The sequence below is a fragment of the Flavobacterium azooxidireducens genome (assembly GCF_023195775.1).
Classification (GTDB): domain Bacteria; phylum Bacteroidota; class Bacteroidia; order Flavobacteriales; family Flavobacteriaceae; genus Flavobacterium; species Flavobacterium azooxidireducens.
On the sequence record NZ_CP096205.1, the window covers coordinates 3,531,254 to 3,551,497 of the forward strand.

Annotated in this window: 16 protein-coding genes; all 16 read right to left on the reverse strand. The window is 33.3% G+C overall.

The window, feature by feature from the left end:
• Window position 1: 1 nt before the first annotated feature.
• Entirely contained in the window at window positions 2-1,564 is a 1,563-nt protein-coding gene (locus tag M0M57_RS15270; protein ID WP_248433963.1) for an AsmA family protein, read from the reverse strand.
• Window positions 1,565-1,743: 179 nt separating this feature from the next.
• On the reverse strand, window positions 1,744-2,472 hold the full coding sequence (locus M0M57_RS15275) for a hypothetical protein (protein WP_248433964.1): 729 nt from the start codon (window positions 2,470-2,472) through the stop codon (window positions 1,744-1,746).
• A gap of 35 nt (window positions 2,473-2,507) precedes the next feature.
• On the reverse strand, window positions 2,508-4,391 hold the full coding sequence (locus M0M57_RS15280; protein ID WP_248433965.1) for an alpha-amylase family protein: 1,884 nt from the start codon (window positions 4,389-4,391) through the stop codon (window positions 2,508-2,510).
• Window positions 4,392-4,454: 63 nt separating this feature from the next.
• Window positions 4,455-5,051 (reverse strand): bifunctional phosphoribosyl-AMP cyclohydrolase/phosphoribosyl-ATP diphosphatase HisIE, encoded by a 597-nt coding sequence (gene hisIE, locus M0M57_RS15285; RefSeq protein WP_248433966.1) that lies wholly within the window; start codon window positions 5,049-5,051, stop codon window positions 4,455-4,457.
• 5 nt (window positions 5,052-5,056) lie between these two features.
• A complete protein-coding gene (hisF, locus tag M0M57_RS15290; RefSeq protein ID WP_248433967.1) occupies window positions 5,057-5,812 on the reverse strand; it encodes an imidazole glycerol phosphate synthase subunit HisF in 756 nt (251 codons plus the stop codon).
• 28 nt (window positions 5,813-5,840) lie between these two features.
• Complete coding sequence (gene hisA / locus M0M57_RS15295) at window positions 5,841-6,572, reverse strand: 1-(5-phosphoribosyl)-5-[(5-phosphoribosylamino)methylideneamino]imidazole-4-carboxamide isomerase (protein ID WP_248433968.1); 732 nt, start codon at window positions 6,570-6,572, stop codon at window positions 5,841-5,843.
• On the reverse strand, window positions 6,569-7,192 hold the full coding sequence (hisH, locus tag M0M57_RS15300) for an imidazole glycerol phosphate synthase subunit HisH (protein ID WP_248433969.1): 624 nt from the start codon (window positions 7,190-7,192) through the stop codon (window positions 6,569-6,571). Before hisH ends, hisA begins: the two co-directional genes overlap by 4 nt.
• 82 nt (window positions 7,193-7,274) lie before the next feature.
• Complete coding sequence (gene hisB, locus M0M57_RS15305) at window positions 7,275-8,411, reverse strand: bifunctional histidinol-phosphatase/imidazoleglycerol-phosphate dehydratase HisB (RefSeq protein ID WP_248433970.1); 1,137 nt, start codon at window positions 8,409-8,411, stop codon at window positions 7,275-7,277.
• Between the two features lies 1 nt (window position 8,412).
• Complete coding sequence (gene hisC / locus M0M57_RS15310; RefSeq protein WP_248433971.1) at window positions 8,413-9,474, reverse strand: histidinol-phosphate transaminase; 1,062 nt, start codon at window positions 9,472-9,474, stop codon at window positions 8,413-8,415.
• On the reverse strand, window positions 9,467-10,756 hold the full coding sequence (hisD, locus tag M0M57_RS15315; RefSeq protein WP_248433972.1) for a histidinol dehydrogenase: 1,290 nt from the start codon (window positions 10,754-10,756) through the stop codon (window positions 9,467-9,469). Before hisD ends, hisC begins: the two co-directional genes overlap by 8 nt.
• Window positions 10,757-10,846: 90 nt before the next feature.
• Window positions 10,847-11,704 (reverse strand): ATP phosphoribosyltransferase, encoded by an 858-nt coding sequence (gene hisG / locus M0M57_RS15320; protein WP_248433973.1) that lies wholly within the window; start codon window positions 11,702-11,704, stop codon window positions 10,847-10,849.
• Between the two features lie 240 nt (window positions 11,705-11,944).
• Window positions 11,945-12,763: a prohibitin family protein gene (locus M0M57_RS15325; RefSeq protein WP_248433974.1), complete on the reverse strand. Its 819-nt coding sequence runs from the start codon at window positions 12,761-12,763 to the stop codon at window positions 11,945-11,947.
• A gap of 56 nt (window positions 12,764-12,819) precedes the next feature.
• Window positions 12,820-13,317, reverse strand: coding sequence for a hypothetical protein (locus tag M0M57_RS15330; protein ID WP_248433975.1), 498 nt, complete (start codon window positions 13,315-13,317; stop codon window positions 12,820-12,822).
• Between the two features lie 14 nt (window positions 13,318-13,331).
• The gene (locus M0M57_RS15335) at window positions 13,332-14,444 is read right to left on the reverse strand and encodes an efflux RND transporter periplasmic adaptor subunit (protein WP_248433976.1); all 1,113 of its coding nucleotides are present in this window, start codon (window positions 14,442-14,444) and stop codon (window positions 13,332-13,334) included.
• A 7-nt stretch (window positions 14,445-14,451) separates the two neighbouring features.
• Window positions 14,452-18,789 (reverse strand): CusA/CzcA family heavy metal efflux RND transporter, encoded by a 4,338-nt coding sequence (locus M0M57_RS15340; RefSeq protein ID WP_248433977.1) that lies wholly within the window; start codon window positions 18,787-18,789, stop codon window positions 14,452-14,454.
• Window positions 18,790-18,862: 73 nt separating this feature from the next.
• Window positions 18,863-20,242, reverse strand: a complete 1,380-nt coding sequence (locus M0M57_RS15345) for a sensor histidine kinase (RefSeq protein ID WP_248433978.1) — start codon at window positions 20,240-20,242, stop codon at window positions 18,863-18,865.
• Window positions 20,243-20,244: the final 2 nt, after the last annotated feature.

The following is a 20,244-nucleotide window of genomic DNA, read 5'->3' on the forward strand; positions in this document are numbered from 1 at the left end:
TTTAAAGTAAGGTTTTCTTAAGCCCTTCACCAATGTTTCGCCACAGAAAATTGTAGAACGATTTTTCAGGAATTCTTTCCACTTCCACTTCAACTTCTTTGACTTTTTCATCAGAATCTTTTTTGACAAACAAATTACCAATAGCCGAAAGAAATTTATTTTTCTCTTTTCGGCTATTTTTTTTGTAAACGATGACGTTCAAATCTTCATATTTAATGGCAAAATTACCTTTTGATTTTAGATCATTTCCGGCGAAATTAAAATAGACTTCATCCAACATTCCTTCCACATCCACATTCATATACGGTTTGGTAAACGGTTTAAGTTGTTCGGCGGGAAAGTTTAAAATCGTACCTTTTATTGTAAATCCGTCCATTTTATCTAGCACATTAAATTGCCAATCGACTTTCATCGGCGAAACATTCATAAAACGACAATCCACTTTAATTTTCACATCCGATAAATTTCGCTCTTTATAACCGCTGTTAATATTGGTTACAGCCATATTAAATCGGTGAAATGATAGTAATCCCGATCCTTTTTCAAACGTTTTTTCTTCTTCGTATTCTAAAATGGATTCACGAATTTGCAACGAATCAACTTGCAATTTAAACGGAATTTCTCGCAATAATTTGTTATACAATGGCTTTTTGGAAAGATCGTCATTTGGAATTTTTGATCGATAAATATTAGCATAAACCGAATCTAAAACGATATTTTTTGAATGAAAATAAAAATCTTCTTCGTCAAAACCCCAATCCATATCTTTTAATGAAATCGATTGAATGCTTACCGAAAAAATATCTTTTTCAACGGGAATTTTTCTAACAAATTCAGCTCGACTGTATTCCGGAATTAATTTGAAATTTTCAATTTTTAAATCTGATTTTGTACTTAGAATAGTTGATGCTTTTAAGTGATAAAATTCGTTGGCTCTGAAATAAATACTATCACACGAAAAATCAAAATCTTTGTAATTGAATGGAATTTTCTCTTTGATTGTTTCATCATCCAAAATAACATTATCCAATTCTAAGGAAAGATTACTGATGACTAATGAAGGCAAATTTGTTTTAGTTGAAATGATTTTCAGATTAGCATTTTCCAATTCAATATCCGAAACCGAAATGGTGTTTTTAAAAGGTTTTACGACACTTTCATTAATACTTTTCGGATTATTTAGTGCTTTGTCATCATTTTTATAGAGAATAATTTCCGGCTGCGAAATAATTAGTTTAGAAGCTTTGATTTTTTTATTGAAAAGGAAACTCCAAATGCTAATTCCTTTAATGTCAACATCTGAAATTGTAGCAAATAATCCGGTTTTATCGGATGTTTCATTCATTGCTTTTTTGGGAACAATCGTAATATCATTGATTAAAATCGTTCCGCTCAACAATGTAATGTCAATCGTTTTGTAAACAATATGATAAGGCGAATCGTTATTCTCGTTGATGATTTTAGGCAATTCTTTTTTAATCCAAAAGCTCAATCCGATATTTAAAACGAAAATCAGAGCTAGTAAACTTAAAACGAAAATGACTATTTTTTTCCACCAAACCATAGAAAATGTTTAATTTTTAAATATAGTGAGTAATTGACGAAGAAATACTAAATAAAGCATAAAAAAACCTGCTTGGATGAGCAGGTTAATATTTATTTTAGACTATTAACGTGTTGCCGCTTTGTAAAAGCAATGATTTTCAGTATGACCTTCATTGGAAGCAAGAAACTCGTAATTTTCTATTTTGTTTCAATTTGAATTGAATTTTCTCTAATGAAATTTACGATTATTTCACAGATGTTAGGAATCAATTCAGCAGTTATTCGATTAGTTAATTGTCTTGTATGGATTAATAATTTTGGCTTTTTTTCATTTTCATTTTCAAAGTGTACCCATATTTTGTCTTTTGAATTATGATCGTATAAACTATTAAATTTTACATTAAATAATTCACAAACTTCTCCTGGATATGTTTCAATATATTCATTATCGCTAGCAAATATTATTATCACAGGGAATTGTTGAATGAATTGACTTTTAAAGTAATCAGCTTTTCTTAATTTAAGTTCTTCCTTAAATTTTTCTTGCTTTTTTGCATCCTTTGTATTTGGTGCGTGCAAATTACTTAATTCGGTTGTAAATACATTTTCAATAAAACTAATTTCATATTTGTCTTCTTTATCAAGATTAATATTTAATTTTGACAAAATACAATCATATAACTTTTGATACCTTTGCCAAGTGTGATTTAAATTCCTGTTTTTTACTTCATTAGGAATATATCTTGCGGAATAATTGAACTTCTTTTCTTTCCAAGATTTAAAACTTCCGTGAAACATTTCTAACTCAGAATCTGCCCCAGCTTCTTTGCCAATAAATAAAATTTTAGCATTAGGATTACCTAATCCTATGTACTGCTTTTCTGATATATTTTCAAGAAGTTCTTCAAAACATTTATTTTCTTTCATATTTTACTTTGTGCGTTAACATTACTTCGAAGCTTCTAACTCTTTATCTTATAAATAAAGCTCTCATTCACGTCAATCTTCACCTTAAACTTCCCTACTCCATTTTCAATAACTAATTCAGTTGAACTTTTTCCGTACAATTGATCTTTTAATTTATATTTTCCGTCTTTTAGATTCATTTTTTTCACCACATCTGCCGGAATCATCACATCACATTGTACGGGTGTATTTTGATTAAAATTAGTCACAATCACCAATTTCTCGTCGTCACTCCAACGCACAAACGAATACAATCCGAAATCATAATTGGAACCGGCATTCAAATTGGCATCGTGAATTTGCTCGAATTCACCCATCAAAGCACTGCTTTTTAAGGTAAAATTCAATAAACGTTTATAGAAATCACGTAATTCTTTTTCTTCCGGTTTTAATTGTCCGCCATCAAATTTTCCATCATTCATCCAACGTTGATGATGCGGAACACCAACATAATCAAAAATGGAGGTGCGTGAATTTTTTCCGAAACCGGCATCAAGAGCTCCCGGTTCGCCCACTTCCTGACCAAAATAAATCATCGTGGGCGATGAACTGATTGTTGCTGAAACAACCATCAACGGTTTTCCTTTTTTAGCATCTCCTGCAAACTGTGGACTCGCCAAACGTTGTTCGTCGTGGTTATCTAAAAAGTGTAACATATGGTGTTCGATATCTTTCAAATCTTCACGAATTCCTGATATATTTTTCGGTAAACCGCGACCTTGCACGATGTTTTTCAATGTGTCATACATTTGCACTTTATCATACAAATAATCCATTTTTCCTAAATGAATGTAATTTCTGTATTCACCCGGATTATACACTTCTGCCAGCAAAAACGCATTCGGATTTTTCATTTTGATGGATGAATTCATATAACTCCAAAATTCCACCGGAACCATTTCTGCCATATCATAACGGAAACCATCCACACCTTTATCAATCCAATAATGAGTGATATCTTTAAATTTTTTCCAAGAATCCGGCACGTCTTTTCCTTTCCAAAAATCGGCGTGAGCTTTGTAATCTTTTTTGTCAAAACCTTCGGGTAACGTTGGAAAATCTTTTGAACCATCTGGTTTTACGCCATAATTAATTTTGACTGTCTCATACCAATCATTGATGTCTGGTTTGGCTAATCGAGATCCATTTCCTGTCCATTTTGCAGGAATTTCTTCAAATTTGCCATCTGATAACGGATGTTTTTCGCCACCTAATGGTTTGTAATTAGCATCAGTTGGCACTTCAAATTTGGAATTTGGAATGTAATAAAAGTTATTATTTCGCTTGTATTCAATCGATTTATCATCATCTGCACCAAAGTCTTTTACACCTTTCGGATTCGTCTTTCCTTCATATTTTCTGGCGATGTGATTGGGAACAATGTCGATGACGACTTTCAAACCGTTTTTGTGAGTGCGTTCAATCAACGCTTCAAATTCTTCTAATCTTTTTGTCGGATCAACTGCCAAATCAGGATTTACATTATAATAATCTTTCACGGCATATGGCGAACCGGCACGGCCTTTCACCACATCCGGATCATCGTTAGAAATGTCATATTTTGTATAATCATTTATTAATGCGTGATGCGGAACACCGGTGTACCAAATGTGCGTTACACCCAAATCTTTAATTTCCTGAAGAGCTTTATCGGTGAAATCATTGAACTTTCCAACACCATTTTCTTCGATTGTTCCCCACGGTTTGTTAGTAGCATTTGTGTTTCCAAATAATCGTGTAAAAACTTGATATACAACAATTTTATGTTCTGAATTGGATTCAGTTACCGTTTCTGTTTGGGCCTTCATATTTTTTTGTTCGCAGGATAAAGTTGAGAATAAGACGATGGTGCTAAGAGCAACCGCTGATTTTTTGAGCATAGAATTTACTTTTTAAAGGTCTAAATATACAAAAAATAGTGAATAGCGATTAGTAATTAGTGATTAGCCTCTTTCTTTCAAAATTTTCACAATATCATTCAATTCAAAACCTTTTGCTTTCAATAAAATTAAATAATGAAAAAGTAAATCGGCACTTTCATTCAAAAATAAATCATCGTTGGAATCTTTGGCTTCAATGACCATTTCGATTGCCTCCTCGCCTACTTTCTGGGCAATTTTATTGATTCCTTTCGCAAATAAAGAGGCTACATAACTTTTTTCAGTTTCGCCATTTTCTTTACGAAGTTGAATTGTATTTTCTAGCTCTGATAAAAACCCAAATTTTGTTTTATTGGGCTGTTGCCAACAAGTTTCGGCTCCCGTATGGCAAACTGGGCCGATTGGATTCACTTGAATTAAAAGTGTATCATTGTCGCAATCCGCTTCGATTGAAACAAGATTGAGAAAATTGCCGCTTTCTTCGCCTTTTGTCCACAACCTATTTTTGGTTCGACTGAAAAATGTGACTTTTTGAGAAGAAATTGTTTGTTGATAGGCTTCTTCGTTCATATATCCCAACATCAAAACGATTTTAGTAGTTGCATCTTGAATAATCGCTGGGATTAATCCATCTTTATTTTTGGTAAAATCTAGTTTCATAAATATCAAATTCTAACTGGAATTCCAGCTGTTTTTAAATAATTTTTTAAATCTGGAATTGAAATTTCATTGTAATGAAAAACGCTGGCTGCTAAAGCTGCATCGGCATTTCCGATGGAAAAAGCTTCTTCAAAATGTTGCATTGTTCCTGCTCCACCCGAGGCAATAATGGGGAGATTTACTGTTTTGGATAATTGAGCCAACGCGTCATTAGCAAAACCATTTTTTGTTCCGTCATTATTCATTGAGGTGAATAAAATTTCTCCTGCTCCAAGTTGTTCCACTTCTTTTGCCCAATCAAATAAATCCAATTCGGTGGCGACTTTTCCTCCAACTAAATGTACTTTCCAGTTTTCATTGATTAATTTAGCATCAATGGCAACCACAACGCATTGTCTTCCAAAGTTTTTGGCAATTTCTGAGATTAATTTGGGATTCTTAACTGCGGAAGAATTAATGGAAATTTTATCTGCTCCGTTTTTCAACAATAGTTCTACATCTTCAACCGATGAAATTCCGCCACCAACCGTAAACGGAATAGTAATCGTTTGAGCCACTTTTTGAACAAGTTGAACCAATGTTTGTCGGCGTTCTTCTGTGGCAGAAATATCTAAAAAAACCAATTCATCCGCACCTTCCAAACTGTATTTCAAAGCTAACTCTACCGGATCGCCGGCATCTTTTAATTCTAAAAAATTAATGCCTTTTACGGTTCTTCCATTTTTTATGTCTAGGCAGGGGATTATTCTTTTTGTCAACATAATTATTTCTCGCAAAGACGCAAAGACGCTAAGCTTTTTGTTTAGTTATAAAGTTTTCTAGCTGTTTTAATGAGATTCTGCTCTCATATATGGCTTTTCCGATGATAACGCCGTGACAACCTAATTCGGCTAATTTTGGTAATTCATCAAAAGTTGAAATTCCGCCGGAAGCAATTAATTTTATCTTTTTAACTTCGTTTAAAATCGTTTTATAAATCTCAAAACTAGGTCCTTCTAGCATTCCATCTTTAGCAATATCAGTGCAAATAACCGATTGAATTCCTTTAGTTTGATAGTTTTTTATGAAGGGAATTAGCTCTTCTGAACTTTCTTCTTGCCAACCTGAAACAGCAATTTTTCCATTTGAAACATCAGCACCGAGAATAATTTTTTCATTGCCAAAACGCTGAATCCATTCTTCAAATAAGCTAGGTTTTTTTACCGCAATACTTCCTCCGGAAATTTGATTCGCACCGCATTCAAAAGCAATTTCAACATCTTTGTTGGTTTTTAATCCACCTCCAAAATCGATTTTTAAAGTCGTATTTGTACTTATTTCTTCCAAAATTTTGTAATTCAAAATTTGACCTGATTTTGCTCCATCTAAATCGACTAAATGCAAATTGGTTATACCGTGAGCTTCAAATGATTTGGCTACTTCTAACGGATTTTCGTTGTATATTTTTTTGGAATCGTAATTTCCTTTGGAAAGTCGGACACACTTTCCTTCGATGATATCAATGGCTGGGATTATTTTCATTTTATTAGGTTTTCGGGTTGCGGATTGTGAGTTACGGGTTTTAGATTGAGGAAATTTTGCAATAGTTTTTCACCGACAAGTCCACTTTTTTCAGGGTGAAATTGAACACCATAAAAATTATTTTTCTGCAATGCCGCTGAAAAATCGGTTAAATAATGTGTCGTTGCAATGGTTTCGTGGCAGATTTCAGCATAAAAACTGTGAACGAAATACATAAAACCTGTTGCTTCTCGGCAGAAAAACTGCTTTTCGTCGGCCATTTTTATGTCATTCCAACCCATATGTGGTACTTTAACTTCATTGGAAAACCGAATGACATTGGTGTCAAAAATTCCTAATCCTTTTGTGTTGCCTTCCTCGGTATGGTTGCACAACAATTGCATCCCCAAACAAATTCCTAAAACCGGTTGGGTTAACGTGGGAATTAATTCATCTAAACCTGAATTTTTTAGTTTCTTCATCGCTGAACTTGCTTCGCCTACACCTGGAAAAATGACTTTATCGGCAGAAAGAATTTCATTTGGATTTTTGGTTAAAACACCTTCATAACCCAATCGATTCAAGGCAAATTGAATGCTTTTTATATTTCCGGCACCGTAATCTATTATGGCTATTTTCATGTTTTTATTTTTAAGTCGCAGTCGCAGTTTTCAGTCGCAGTTTTCAGTAGTTGACTGCAAACTGTGACTGCGACTGAAAACTTTACAACATTCCTTTAGTACTTGGCAAAATCATTTTCTCTGAATCTCTTTTAACCGCAGCTTTAATTGCTTTAGCGAAAGCTTTAAAAATCGCTTCAATTTTATGGTGTTCGTTAAAACCTTCCGCTTTGATGTTTAGGTTTGCTTTGGCTCCATCGGCAAACGATTTGAAAAAGTGAAAAAACATTTCTGTTGGCATATCACCAATTTTTTCTCGTTTAAAAGGTGCTTGCCACATCAACCAAGATCGACCGCCAAAATCAATGGCAACTTGAGCTAAACAATCATCCATCGGAAGACAAAATCCGTAACGTTCGATGCCTAATTTATTTCCTAATGCTTTTGCAAAAACTTCGCCTAACGCAATGGCCGTGTCTTCAATTGTGTGGTGTTCATCCACTTGCAAATCGCCTTTGACCTGAATATCCAAATCCATTTGACCGTGTCTGGAAAGTTGATCGAGCATATGATCGAAAAATGCTAATCCTGTTCTAATGTTGCTATTTCCAATTCCATCTAAATTTAAAGTAATGGCAATTTCGGTTTCATTCGTTTTACGATAAATTGAAGTCGTTCTGTTTTCCAATTTCAAAAACTCATAAATTTGTTTCCAGTTATTGGTTTCTAACGCAATAATTGAGTTCAATTCATCGCGTTTAACGGAAATTTCATTCGAACCCAAATTGGTATTATCATTGATAAAAATCGCTTTTGAACCCAAGTTTTTAGCCAATTCAACATCCGTCAAACGATCACCAATAACGAATGAATTTGCTAAATCATAGTCAGCGGAAAAATACTTTTGCAACAAACCAATTCCGGGTTTACGAGTTGTAGCATTTTCGTATGGAAATGTTTTATCAATTAAAACTTCATCAAACACAACTCCTTCATTTTCAAATGTTTTTAGAATAAAATTATGTACCGGCCAAAATGTTTCTTCAGGGAAATTTGCTGTTCCCAAACCATCTTGATTGGTGATCATCACTAATTCAAAATCTAATTCTGAGGCAATTTTGCTTAAATACGTCAGTGATTTTGGATAGAAAGTCACTTTTTCAAACGCATCAATTTGTTCATCAGCAGTTTCTTTGATAGTGGTTCCGTCACGATCAATAAATAGAATTTTTTGTGCCATTTTAAAGTGATTTTAAAGTTGTAATTAGTTGATTGTTTTCCTCTTTTGTTCCGATTGTAATTCGAAGACAGTTTTCACATAAAGGCTGATTACTTCGGTTTCGAACCACAATTCCCGCTTGAATTAGTTGGTTGTATCGCAAGGTTGCATTATCTACTTTTATTAAAATAAAATTTGCGTCGGAAGGAAATACTTCCTCAATAAATGTAATTGATTTTAATGAATTGATAATACTTTCCCGTTCTGAAATGAGCTTTTTCAATTGAGCATTTAAGGTATTTTGATTTAATTTTTTGAGAGCAATTTCTTGTGAAGCTGTATTCAAATTGTATGGTGGTTTGATTTTGTTCAGTATGGAAATAATTTCCTCTGAAGCATACGCAATTCCAACCCGAAGTCCGGCTAATCCATAAGCTTTTGATAACGTTTGAATGATCACTAAATTAGGAAAATCATTCAACTCTGTCAACCAACTTTCTTTGGACGAAAAATCAATATACGCTTCATCCAAAACGACCAAACCATTAAAATTTTTCAGTAAATATAAAATACTTTCATCTGAAAATGAATTACCGGTTGGGTTATTTGGCGAACATAAAAAGATGATTTTAGTGTTTTGTGAAACAGCATTCAAAATTTCATCCACATTAGGTTCAAAATCATTGGTTAACAAAATTTCTCTGTTTTCAATGGCATTCAAATCGGCTAAAACGCCATACATTCCGTACGTTGGTGGCAAAGTGATGATGTTGTCGTTATTGGGTTCGCAAAAAGCACGAAAAAGTAAATCAAGTACTTCGTCGCTTCCATTTCCTAATAAAATTTGGTTTAATGAAACCTTTTTCTGCTTTGCCAAAAGTGTTTTCAATAACTTTTGTTGCGGATCGGGATAGCGATTGTACCCATTGGAAAACGGATTTTCGTTGGCATCCAAAAAAATCAAATTGGTTTCAAATTCTTTGAATTCATCTCGTGCGGACGAATAGGGTTTCATATTCAAAATAGTCTTTCGAACTAAATTCTGAACCGAAAACGAACTGTTTATTTCTATATTTTTAATCATTTTTTAAAGCATTTAGTCGTAATGTAACCGCATTTTTGTGAGCTTGTAATCCTTCGGCTTCCGCCATAATTTCAATTGCATTTCCGATATTTTTTAAACCTTGTTCAGAAATTCTCTGGAACGTAATGGCTTTTGAAAAACTATCGAGATTTACACCGGAATAATTCTTTGAAAATCCGTTTGTTGGCAAGGTGTGATTGGTTCCTGAGGCATAATCACCGGCACTTTCGGGAGTGAAATTTCCAATGAAAACAGAACCTGCATTTTGAATTCCGTTGATGAAATACTCTTCGTTTTTGGAACAAATAATAAAATGTTCGGGTGCATATTCGTTGATAAAATCCAATGCATCGCTCTCCTTTTGAATAAAAATTAATTTCGAATTATCGATAGCTTTTTGAGCAATTTCTTTGCGAGGTAAAACTTGAATTTGGTGGTCAATTTCCTTTTCTACTTCGTCAATTAATTTTTGAGAATTGGAAACCAAGATTACTTGACTATCGGTTCCGTGTTCGGCTTGGCTTAGTAAATCAGAAGCAACAAAAGCGGGAATCGCAGAATCATCCGCATAAATCAATAACTCGCTCGGTCCTGCAGGCATATCGATGGCTGTTGCGAATTGAGTAGCTACTTGTTTGGCTACCGTGACAAATTGATTTCCGGGACCGAAAATTTTATATACTTTCGGGATGGTTTCAGTTCCAAAAGTTAATGCCGCAATGGCTTGGATTCCGCCAACTTTGAAGATTTTTGTCACGCCACACAAATTGGCAACATATAAAATAGCGGGATTTATTTTTCCGTTTTTATCCGGTGGTGAACATAAAATGATTTCTTCGCAGCCTGCAATTTGAGCAGGAATCGCCAACATCAAAACTGTTGAAAATAACGGAGCTGTTCCGCTTGGAATGTATAAACCAACTTTTTGAATGGGTCGTTTTTCTTGCCAACAAAAAACTCCTTTGGTGGTTTCTACTTCAATTTTATTTGTTTTTTGACCTGCGTGAAATTTGTAAATATTTGATTTTGCTAAAGCGATGGCTTCTTTTAATTCGGTTGAGACTTGATTTTCTGCTTCTTTGATTTCATTTTCCGGGACGAGAAAATTTTCTAATTTAATTGCGTCAAACAACGAAGTATATTTTGCAACTGCTGTATCGCCTTTGGTTTGAATTTCTTTGAAAATGGATTTAACTGTTTCTTCAATTTCGGCGAATGATTGGGTTGGTCGTTGGGTTAACGTTGACCATTGAGATTGGGGTGGATTTTTATATTTTTTCATTTTTTTTGTTTTAACATTAAGGTATTAAGGAAAATTTCATTAAAACTCATTAAGCTTTGTGTGACTTGAAATTTGAAACTTGAAACTTCTCTACAAAACCATTTTCTCAATCGGACAGACCAAAATTCCTTCTGCTCCGGCTGATTTGAGTTGGTCGATGACTTCCCAGAAAGTGTCTTCTTCTATGACGGAATGAAGGCTGCTCCACCCCGATTCGGCTAACGGCATAACAGTTGGACTTTTTAAAACCGGAAGAATTTGGCTGACTTCTTGAATTTTATCATTCGGTACATTCATCAAAATGTATTTTGATTTTCTGGCTTTTAATACGGATTGAATTCGGAACTGAAGTTTGTTTAAAATCGCTTGGTTTTCAGTTGAAATGGTAGGAGAAACGGCTAGGACGGCTTCGCTTTTCAGAATGACTTCTACTTCTTTTAGGTTGTTTTTGAATAAAGTGCTTCCGCTGGAAACGATATCGACAATTGCATCTGACAAGCCAATGTTCGGAGCAATTTCAACCGAACCCGAGATTTGGTGAATATCAATCGAAATGTTTTTCGACTTAAAAAAGTTTAAAACCGTTGTAGGATACGATGTCGCTACTCGTAAATTCTTCAAATCTTGAATAGAATTGTATTGAAAATTTTTAGGAACCGCGACTGAAACTCGGCATTTTGAAAAACCTAATTTCTCGGCAACGACAATGTTTTGACCTTTTTCAACCAAGAGATTATCACCAACAATGGCGGCATCAACCACTCCATCAATGAGATATTGTGGAATGTCTGAATTTCGTAAAAACAAAATTTCTAATGGAAAATTGGAAGCTTCGGCTTTAAGTTGATCATTGCCGTTGTTAATGGAAATTCCACAATCTTTGAGAATTTGAAGACTTTCTTCGTTGAGTCGACCTGATTTCTGAATAGCAATTTTTAAGGTGTTCATTTTTTGTTTTTTTTAAAATGAGTACACCAAAGCGGAGAGATACAAAAAAACCCGTTTGATGTACTCAAACGGGTTTTAGATATATGAATTAATTACATAGCATCATTACTTCGCTTGAGCGGAGGTGTGATGATGATGATGTAATTGAATTGAAAACATTTTGTTCTATTTTGATGTTGCAAATGTAACGACTAAAATTTTTAGAAAACAAAAAATTTTGAAACTTTGTGATTTGTTGAACTATTGGTTACCCAAAATAATTGGCATTCCGTCTTTCCCTGAACCAATAACAATTACTTTAGAATTAGCGGATTTCGATAATTCAATTGTGGCTTGAATGCCTTTTTCTTGAAGAATTTTATCGGTTAGTGAAGCACTTAAAATTTGATTAGCACGGGCTTTTCCTTCTGCTTCAATGCGTTGACGTTCGGCTTCTTTTTGAGCTTTTTCTAAGCGAAATTCATATTCTAAACTTTCTTGTTCTTGTTTTAATTTGGTTTCAATTGCGATTTTAATTGTGGGTGGCAAAGTGACATCACGAACTAAAATTTCATTTAATTGGACGTATTGATTAGCTAAAATCTTTTTGGTTTCAGTGAAAATTTCGTCTTGAATGGCATCTCTTTTGGTAGAATACAATTGTTCCGGTGTATATCTTCCCACCACACTTCTGGCGGCAGAACGAATGGCTGGACGAATCACTCTTTCAATATAATTCTCCCCTTTTTCCTGATGTAATTTTCCTGTAAATTCATATTGCGGATGAAACCAAGCTGTGGCATCGAGTTTGATTTCCAAACCATTGGATGACAACACCTGCATTTGTTCTGATAATTCTTGTTGACGAACTTCATAAACAAACACTTTGTTCCAAGGTGCTACGACGTGAAAACCTTCACCTAAAGGCGGTTTATCGGTTACAACTCCTCCACCGAAAGTTTTATAAAGAACACCCGCTTGACCGGATTCGATGGTAACGGTTGATTTGAAAAGGATAATAATTAAAATAATTATTCCAATAATCATTGGAATAAATTTAAGATTGAATTCTTTTTGCATTATGATTTTTGATTTTGATAAAGATACAAAATGAAATTCAATAGCAAAAGACTTAGTTAATCATCATCGGTTTTACTTTCATTTTCTACAGAAATCACATTATTTTGGAATGTTGAATTTTCTCTGATTTCCGTATGACGGATTTCGCCACCTGAAGTTCCAACTGACTTAGAAAAAACAGCCGTGCCTATAGCTGAAATTAATACAACATAAGAAACAATTGCAGCTCTTGAATGCTTTTTAAAATTGGCTACTAAGCCTAAAACAGAAAGAATACCTAAACCATAAAGCACTTTCATGAAAGTTTCTGCTACTTCTTCGTGCTCATGAATGATGTCGTGCGATATTCCTAATTCTTCTACAATTTCTTCGGCTCCTTCTCCTGTCATCATGGTTGCTTTTGCCATAATCATACAAAAAATGAAAATTACATAAGCTATATTAACCAAAATGGTTTGCTTTTTAAAAATCCCATAAGCTAAAATTCCGATTCCAAAGAATAATCCAATGATTGGAAAATGGTTAAAAACCATGTGTAAATGAGCGTCGTTCATAATTTCTGTTTTTTTTAATTAGTTAATTCGAATACTCCTTTTACGAGTAATTTAGTTTCAGCATTAACATTATCATTAGGCATAATTTCAATGAATTTTTCTGATTTTTCTCCTACTATAACAGCAACTTTTTTGAATTTATATTCAGTTTTTTTACTGTTTAAAACCAATACATAATGTTTGTCATTTTCTGTAATGACAGCATCAGATGGAACTCCAAATCCTTTTTTTGCATCGGTAATTATATCAGCTTCTACAAACATTCCAGATAATAATTTTCCTTTTATTTCTGGTGTAAGTGTACCAAAAACGGAAATGGTTCTGTCTTTATTTTCTATTGATTTTCCAACTAATTGTACGTTAGAAATAAATTGTTCTTTGCTTGATTCAGGGACTTTAAAAGTGATTTTTTGACCTTGTTTTACATGTAAAATGTCTTTTTCAAAAATGCTTAGATTCAAATGTAAATAATTGGTGTCTACAATTTCTAAAATTACATCTGAAGGTGACATAAACATGCCAATATTCGCATTCATTACTGTTATATCACCAGAAATGGGTGCCGAAATTGTAATTTGTGAGGTAAATTTTCCACGTTCAACATTAGCTGGATTTATGTTTAATAACAATAATTTTTCACGTAAGCCTTGATACATTCCTTTTGCTTGGCGGTATTCACTCTCTGCTTTTAAATAGTTTTTTTGTGAAGTGATTTTTTCATTATACAACGTTTTCTGACGCTCAAATTCTGATTTCAAATAGTTAATTTGTTCGGCAACTTCTACATAATCCTTTTGTAAATCCAGATAATCTGTGTTTTCTAATGTAATTAAAGCTTGCCCTTTTGCAACTTTATCACCAACTAATAATTTGGTGGCTTTTACATAACCGCCTAAAAACGTGGTTACTTTAGCTCGATATTGTGGTGGAACATCAATTTTTCCGGATGATTTGACTATAACTTCAAAATCTTGTTCTATAGGTGAACCTATTTCCATTTTTGACGATTGAAGTTGAGCTTCTGTTACTGTAATCAATCCATCATCAACTACTTTTTCTTCTGCAACTTCTTGTTTGCATGAAAATAAAAGTGTTGTTATCGTTGCTATGTAGAATAGTTTTTTCATTTGTAAATTATTGTATATTAATATATTGTAAGTCTAATTGCGTTTTGTTGTATTGATTTACGGCATCTAAATAATCTATCTGAATTGTGGTTGCATTTTCTAAACTTTGTATGAATTGAAAAAAATCAATTTCACCGTGTTTGTAACTCATATTGGCTACTTTAATAATCTCTTGAGAAACTTTTTTCCCATATTGATTATAGTAATCAATTGCTTGGTTATATTGCTCTAATTCGCTGTTTTTCTGGTTGATGTGTGCATCTATTTTAATTAGTTCATGTTGTTTTTGTTGTTCCCATGCTTGTGTTTCTAATTTGGCAACTTTAGATTTTGCAACATTCCCATTAAACAATATTGGAACAGCAACACCCACTTGAAATCCATATAAAGATTGTGAAATTCCGCTATTTCTTCCTTGAAAATATTCCACGTTTAAATCGGGCAACCAATTCTGTTTTTGGAGATTTTCATTAGATTTATATTTATTTGTAACACTTTCTAAATAAGAACTATACAATTCTTTACTTGAAGTATTCAATGTGTTGTTGATAGGTTTAATTTCATTCGTTTTTACACTGATTTTTTCCTCCGATTGTACTAAAGCTTGTAATAATTCTAATTGTGCTTTTTTCTCTTTATCTAATTGCGAAAGTTTGGTTCTAATTTGTCTAAATTTTGCTTCAGCAGTTATTTTTTCCAAGTAATTGGTTTCCCCTAATTCAAATCTTAGGTCGCTTGCTTTAGAGAAATTTTGGTACAAACTATCTAAATATTTATATAATTTTTCTTGATGTTGTACATATACGATTTGATGATATACTTTTGAAACTTCAAATTTGAGTTTGTTTTTCTGCAATTCGAAAGAAGCCTTTTGACTTTCTAATTCGGCTTTATAGACCTTTTTTTGAGCACCATAAACCGTTGGAAAAGCAAATGATTGCTGCACTCCAAATACTTTTAAGGGTTCGCTATTTTGGGCCAAATTATTTTGGTCATAACTATAATACACATTCGTTTTATCAAAAGAGTAAGCCGTTTTTATATTTGCATTTGCTTTGTCGATTTGCAATTGTCCTGCTTTTACTAATTTATTGTTTAGCAAAGCTTTATTCATAATTGAATCTAATTCAGCATTATTCTCTTGTGCAAAACCAAAACTTGTACCCAATAAGAATAGTAAAATATAAGTTCCGCTTACATGTTTTTTGAATTTCGGCTTTTTGAATTCTTTCTCATCAAAAACTTTGAATAAAATTGGCAATACAATCATTGTTAATAGTGTTGCTGTGAACAATCCGCCAATAACTACGGTAGCTAATGGGCGTTGTACCTCTGCTCCAGCCGATGATGAAATTGCCATTGGTAAAAACCCTAAAGCAGCTGCAGCGGCGGTTAATAAAACTGGTCGAAGTCTATCGGTGGTCCCTTTTAAAATGAGTTCGTTCATATCTTTCATGCCACTGTGTTTCAATTCTTTAAAATGTTCAATTAGTACGATTCCGTTTAGCACTGCAATTCCGAATAATGCAATAAATCCAACACCCGCCGAAATACTAAATGGCAAATCTCGCATCCATAAAAACAACACACCTCCAACTGCTGATAAAGGAATTGCTGAATATACCATTAAAGCTTCTTTGATGGATCCAAAGGCAAAATGCAACAAAATAAAAATTAAAAATAAGGCGATTGGCACAGCAATTAACAATCGAGCTTTTGCACTTTGTAAGTTTTCAAATTGACCACCATAGGTGACGCGATAGCCTGTTGGTAAATCAATTTTGGTATCAATAATTTGCTTCACATCATCAACAACACTTTGTAAATCGCGGTTTCTCACATTGATTCCCACAATAATTCTTCGATTGGTATTGTCTCTTGAAATTTTAGCCGGACCTTCTGTATATTCGATAGACGCTAATTCTCTTAACGGAATTTGCTCGCCATTTGGAGTGGAAACATATAAATTTCGTAAGTCTTCAATATCAGTTCTGTTGGTTTTATCTAATCGAATGACCATATCAAAACGTTTTTCACCTTCAAATACATTTCCAACGGTTTTCCCAGCGAAACCTAAAGCAATCATTTCGTTTAAATCGGCAATATTTAAGCCATAACGAGCAATTTTACTTCGGTCGTATTGGACGAACATTTGAGGTAAACCTTCCGTTTTTTCGATGATAATATCCGATGCACCTTCCACATTTTTAATTGCTTTTTCGATTTCGTGTGCTTTTTTGGCTAAAATATCCAAATCTTCACCAAAAATTTTAATGGCCACATCGGAGCGAGAACCTGAAATTAATTCGTTGAAACGCATTTCAATAGGTTGCGTAAATTCAATTTCCATGTTTGGAATTTTCTCTTCTAAAGCCGCTTTGATTTTATCAGCTAATTCATCTTTAGAATCAGCAGAAACCCATTCAGATTTTGGTTTTAATTTTACGATAATATCACTTTCTTCCATACTCATTGGATCGGTTGGCACTTCGGCAGCACCAATTCTACTGACAACTTGAGAAACTTCTGGAAAATTTTTAAGAATTATTTTTTCAATTTTGGTAGTCGTTTCAATAGTTTTAGAAAGTGATGTTCCTGTTTTTAAAACAGGTTGAATTACAAAATCACCTTCATCTAATGTTGGAATGAATTCGCCTCCCATAGTTGCAAACAATCCTACTGCTAAAAATAATAAACCAATAGCCCCATAAAGTACTTTTTTAGTATTGCCTAAAGCCCAAGTAATCACAGGTAAATACCAAGAATTCAGTTTGTTAATTAAACGATTTGAAATTGATTTTGGGTTTTCTTCTTGCGGTTTTAAAAACAATGAAGCCGCTACAGGAACGTAAGTAAAACAGAATAACATCGCACCAACTAAAGCAAAACTAAATGTCATTGCCATAGGTTTGAACATTTTTCCTTCAACACCAGATAAGGAAAGAATTGGAATAAATACGATAAGAATGATTAACTGCCCAAAAATAGCCGAATTCATCATTTTTGAAGCACTTTTATAGGTAATTTGGTCAATTTCTAACTGACGATCTTCTTTCGCTAAACCGACTAAATGTCTGGATTTATGAGCAATTTGAAAAGCAATAAATTCAACGATAATCACAGCTCCGTCGATGATGATTCCGAAATCTATCGCCCCTAAACTCATTAAATTGGCATCAATTCCAAAAATATTCATGAACGAAATAGCAAATAACAAACAAAGCGGAATTACGGATGCAACAACCAATCCTGAACGCCAATTTCCGAGTAATAAAACCACAACAAAAATTACGATTAAACAACCTAAAATCAAGTTTTCAGCAACAGTAAACGTAGTTTTACCGACTAATTCACTTCGTTCTAAAAATCCGTTGATATAAACGCCTTCTGGTAATGTTTTTTCAATTTCGGTAACTCTTTCTTTTACATCTTCAATTACTTGTTTTGAATTGCCGCCTTTTAGCATCATCACTTGACCCAAAACCTTCTCTCCTTCTCCATTTCCTGTAATCGCACCAAAACGATTGGCATGACCAAATTGTACTTTGGCGATGTCTTTAATGTATATTGGCAAACCAGAATCGTTCTTAACGACAATATTTTCAATATCTTGAGCGGAATTTACTTTTCCTTCGCCACGAATGAAATAGCTTTGATTGGTTTTTTCAATATACGAACCACCAGCAATGCTATTATTTTTTTCCAACGCTGTAAAAACATCAGTAGTAGAAATGTTCATTGCTTTTAAACTAGCAGGATTGATAGCGATTTCATATTGTTTTAAATAGCCACCCCAAGTGTTGATTTCAACCACACCTTTGATTCCGGATAATTGTCTTTTTACGACCCAATCTTGAATCGTACGTAAATCGGTAACTGAATATTGATTTTTGAATTCGGGTTTTACTTCTAACGTATATTGATAGATTTCGCCTAAACCTGTGGTAATTGGTCCCATTTCCGGTGTTCCAAAACCTTCCGGTATTTTTTCGGTAGCTGTTTTGATTTTTTCAGCGATTAATTGTCTAGGTAAATACGTTCCTATTTCGTCTTCAAAAACAATCGTTACCACAGATAATCCGAATTTAGAAATAGAACGTATTTCGGTTACACCGGGCAAATTTGCCATTTCAATTTCTACAGGATACGTAATATATTGCTCGATATCTTGAGTAGAAAGATTGCGAGATGTTGTAATTACTTGTACCTGATTATTAGTAACATCAGGCACTGCTCCGATTGAAATTTGGAAAACAGAGAATAAACCAAATCCTAAAACACCAAGCGTGAATAAAAGGATTATGAGTTTATTTTTTAAACTAAAGGCTATAATTTTTTCGAGCATTTTGGCATCTTTTAATTTCAGTAAAATTAATCTGAAAATAAAGAAATTGACTTAAGATTGACTTAGGAATAGATTAGTTAAACCTTAATTCTACTATAGTTTCAACGTTTAATTTACTGTTTATTTGAAAGTCAATATTCAATAAATCAGTAAGTCGTTTTACGATAGATAAACCTAAGCCTGTACCTTTTGTATTGGTTTGAAGAACGGATTGAGAACGATAAAAACGATTTCCTATTTTGTTCAATTCTTCGGAAGAAATACCAATTCCGTTGTCTTGAATTTTACAAATAATTTGATTGTTTTCTTTCGATAAAGTAATAGAAATTTTTCCATTTGAATTGGAATATTTAATGGCATTGGATACTAGATTACTGATGATGATAGAAACCAAATAATTATCAGAATCAATGGTATAATCATCTGCAAATGAATTTTCAATTTTAATATTCTTATCATTTATTTTTTGCGAAAATCGAGCTAATACATCTAAAATCAATGCGTTGAGAAAAACAGGTTCTTTTTTAGTATTTTGTTTTTGATTTTCAAAACGAGCCAATAACAATAATTCGTCAACTAATTGATTTAATCGGTCCACTTCTTTGATGCTGTAATTGATTTTTTCTTCATATTCCGATTGATTTCGAGGTTTACGCACTAAAACCTCAAGAGTTCCTTTAATAATTGCCAATGGAGTTCGTAATTCATGAGAAGCATCAGATGTGAATTGTTTTTCTCGTTCTACGGCATTTTCAATTCGGTCTAACAAGTCATTGATTGTTTTTGAAAGTACGAATAATTCATCTTTATTTTGTGGTAAATCTATTCGCGAACTTAGGTTTTCGCGACTAATTTGCTTTGAAGTTTCAATAATCGTTTTTATTGGTTTGATGCTTCTTCCTACAATAAATCGAGCGATAAGAAATAAACTTATCAAAATAATCGGCAATGAAATAAATAGAATGTTTCGCAAATTCGACAAAACCATAATGGCATCATCCAACGACATAGCTACCACGAGATGACCAATAACTTTTTGATTATCATAAAGCGGAACCTGAATCTGACGAATAGGTTTTTTGTTTAAATAGGTATCAATGAATTCGTTTTTTCTATCTTCAGGATAAAGCTTTAAATTGAGTTTTTTTAAATTGGGTGATTTATCAATTAGTTCGTTGTTGCTATCAAAAAATTGAACAAATACAGGGTTAACATCCACTGTATTGTGTTCTCTTTCACGCCATTCATCTACTTGAATGAGATAAGTGTTGTTATGATCTATTTCAATTTCTTGTAAATGTTTTTCAACTTCATTTTGAATATCATCGTTTATATGGTTGTAAACACTTAAACTCACCATTTGATAAATTACTAAAAAAACTATGGTTATCAGCAAAGCAGTGCTAATAATATAGTAAAAAGCAATTCTATTTCTAAAAGAGAATTTAAGCATAA

What these genes read in the sequence shown, in the direction of transcription:
- hisA (WP_248433968.1), bottom strand. Translation starts at nt 6,572, where the DNA reads ATGAAAATAATCCCAGCCATTGATATCATCGAAGGAAAGTGTGTCCGA.
- M0M57_RS15275 (WP_248433964.1), bottom strand. Translation starts at nt 2,472, where the DNA reads ATGAAAGAAAATAAATGTTTTGAAGAACTTCTTGAAAATATATCAGAA.
- M0M57_RS15340 (WP_248433977.1), bottom strand. Translation starts at nt 18,789, where the DNA reads ATGCTCGAAAAAATTATAGCCTTTAGTTTAAAAAATAAACTCATAATC.
- hisC (WP_248433971.1), bottom strand. Translation starts at nt 9,474, where the DNA reads ATGATTAAAAATATAGAAATAAACAGTTCGTTTTCGGTTCAGAATTTA.
- M0M57_RS15270 (WP_248433963.1), bottom strand. Translation starts at nt 1,564, where the DNA reads ATGGTTTGGTGGAAAAAAATAGTCATTTTCGTTTTAAGTTTACTAGCT.
- M0M57_RS15325 (WP_248433974.1), bottom strand. Translation starts at nt 12,763, where the DNA reads ATGCAAAAAGAATTCAATCTTAAATTTATTCCAATGATTATTGGAATA.
- hisH (WP_248433969.1), bottom strand. Translation starts at nt 7,192, where the DNA reads ATGAAAATAGCCATAATAGATTACGGTGCCGGAAATATAAAAAGCATT.
- hisF (WP_248433967.1), bottom strand. Translation starts at nt 5,812, where the DNA reads ATGTTGACAAAAAGAATAATCCCCTGCCTAGACATAAAAAATGGAAGA.
- M0M57_RS15345 (WP_248433978.1), bottom strand. Translation starts at nt 20,242, where the DNA reads ATGCTTAAATTCTCTTTTAGAAATAGAATTGCTTTTTACTATATTATT.
- M0M57_RS15330 (WP_248433975.1), bottom strand. Translation starts at nt 13,317, where the DNA reads ATGAACGACGCTCATTTACACATGGTTTTTAACCATTTTCCAATCATT.
- hisIE (WP_248433966.1), bottom strand. Translation starts at nt 5,051, where the DNA reads ATGAAACTAGATTTTACCAAAAATAAAGATGGATTAATCCCAGCGATT.
- M0M57_RS15280 (WP_248433965.1), bottom strand. Translation starts at nt 4,391, where the DNA reads ATGCTCAAAAAATCAGCGGTTGCTCTTAGCACCATCGTCTTATTCTCA.
- M0M57_RS15335 (WP_248433976.1), bottom strand. Translation starts at nt 14,444, where the DNA reads ATGAAAAAACTATTCTACATAGCAACGATAACAACACTTTTATTTTCA.
- hisG (WP_248433973.1), bottom strand. Translation starts at nt 11,704, where the DNA reads ATGAACACCTTAAAAATTGCTATTCAGAAATCAGGTCGACTCAACGAA.
- hisB (WP_248433970.1), bottom strand. Translation starts at nt 8,411, where the DNA reads ATGGCACAAAAAATTCTATTTATTGATCGTGACGGAACCACTATCAAA.
- hisD (WP_248433972.1), bottom strand. Translation starts at nt 10,756, where the DNA reads ATGAAAAAATATAAAAATCCACCCCAATCTCAATGGTCAACGTTAACC.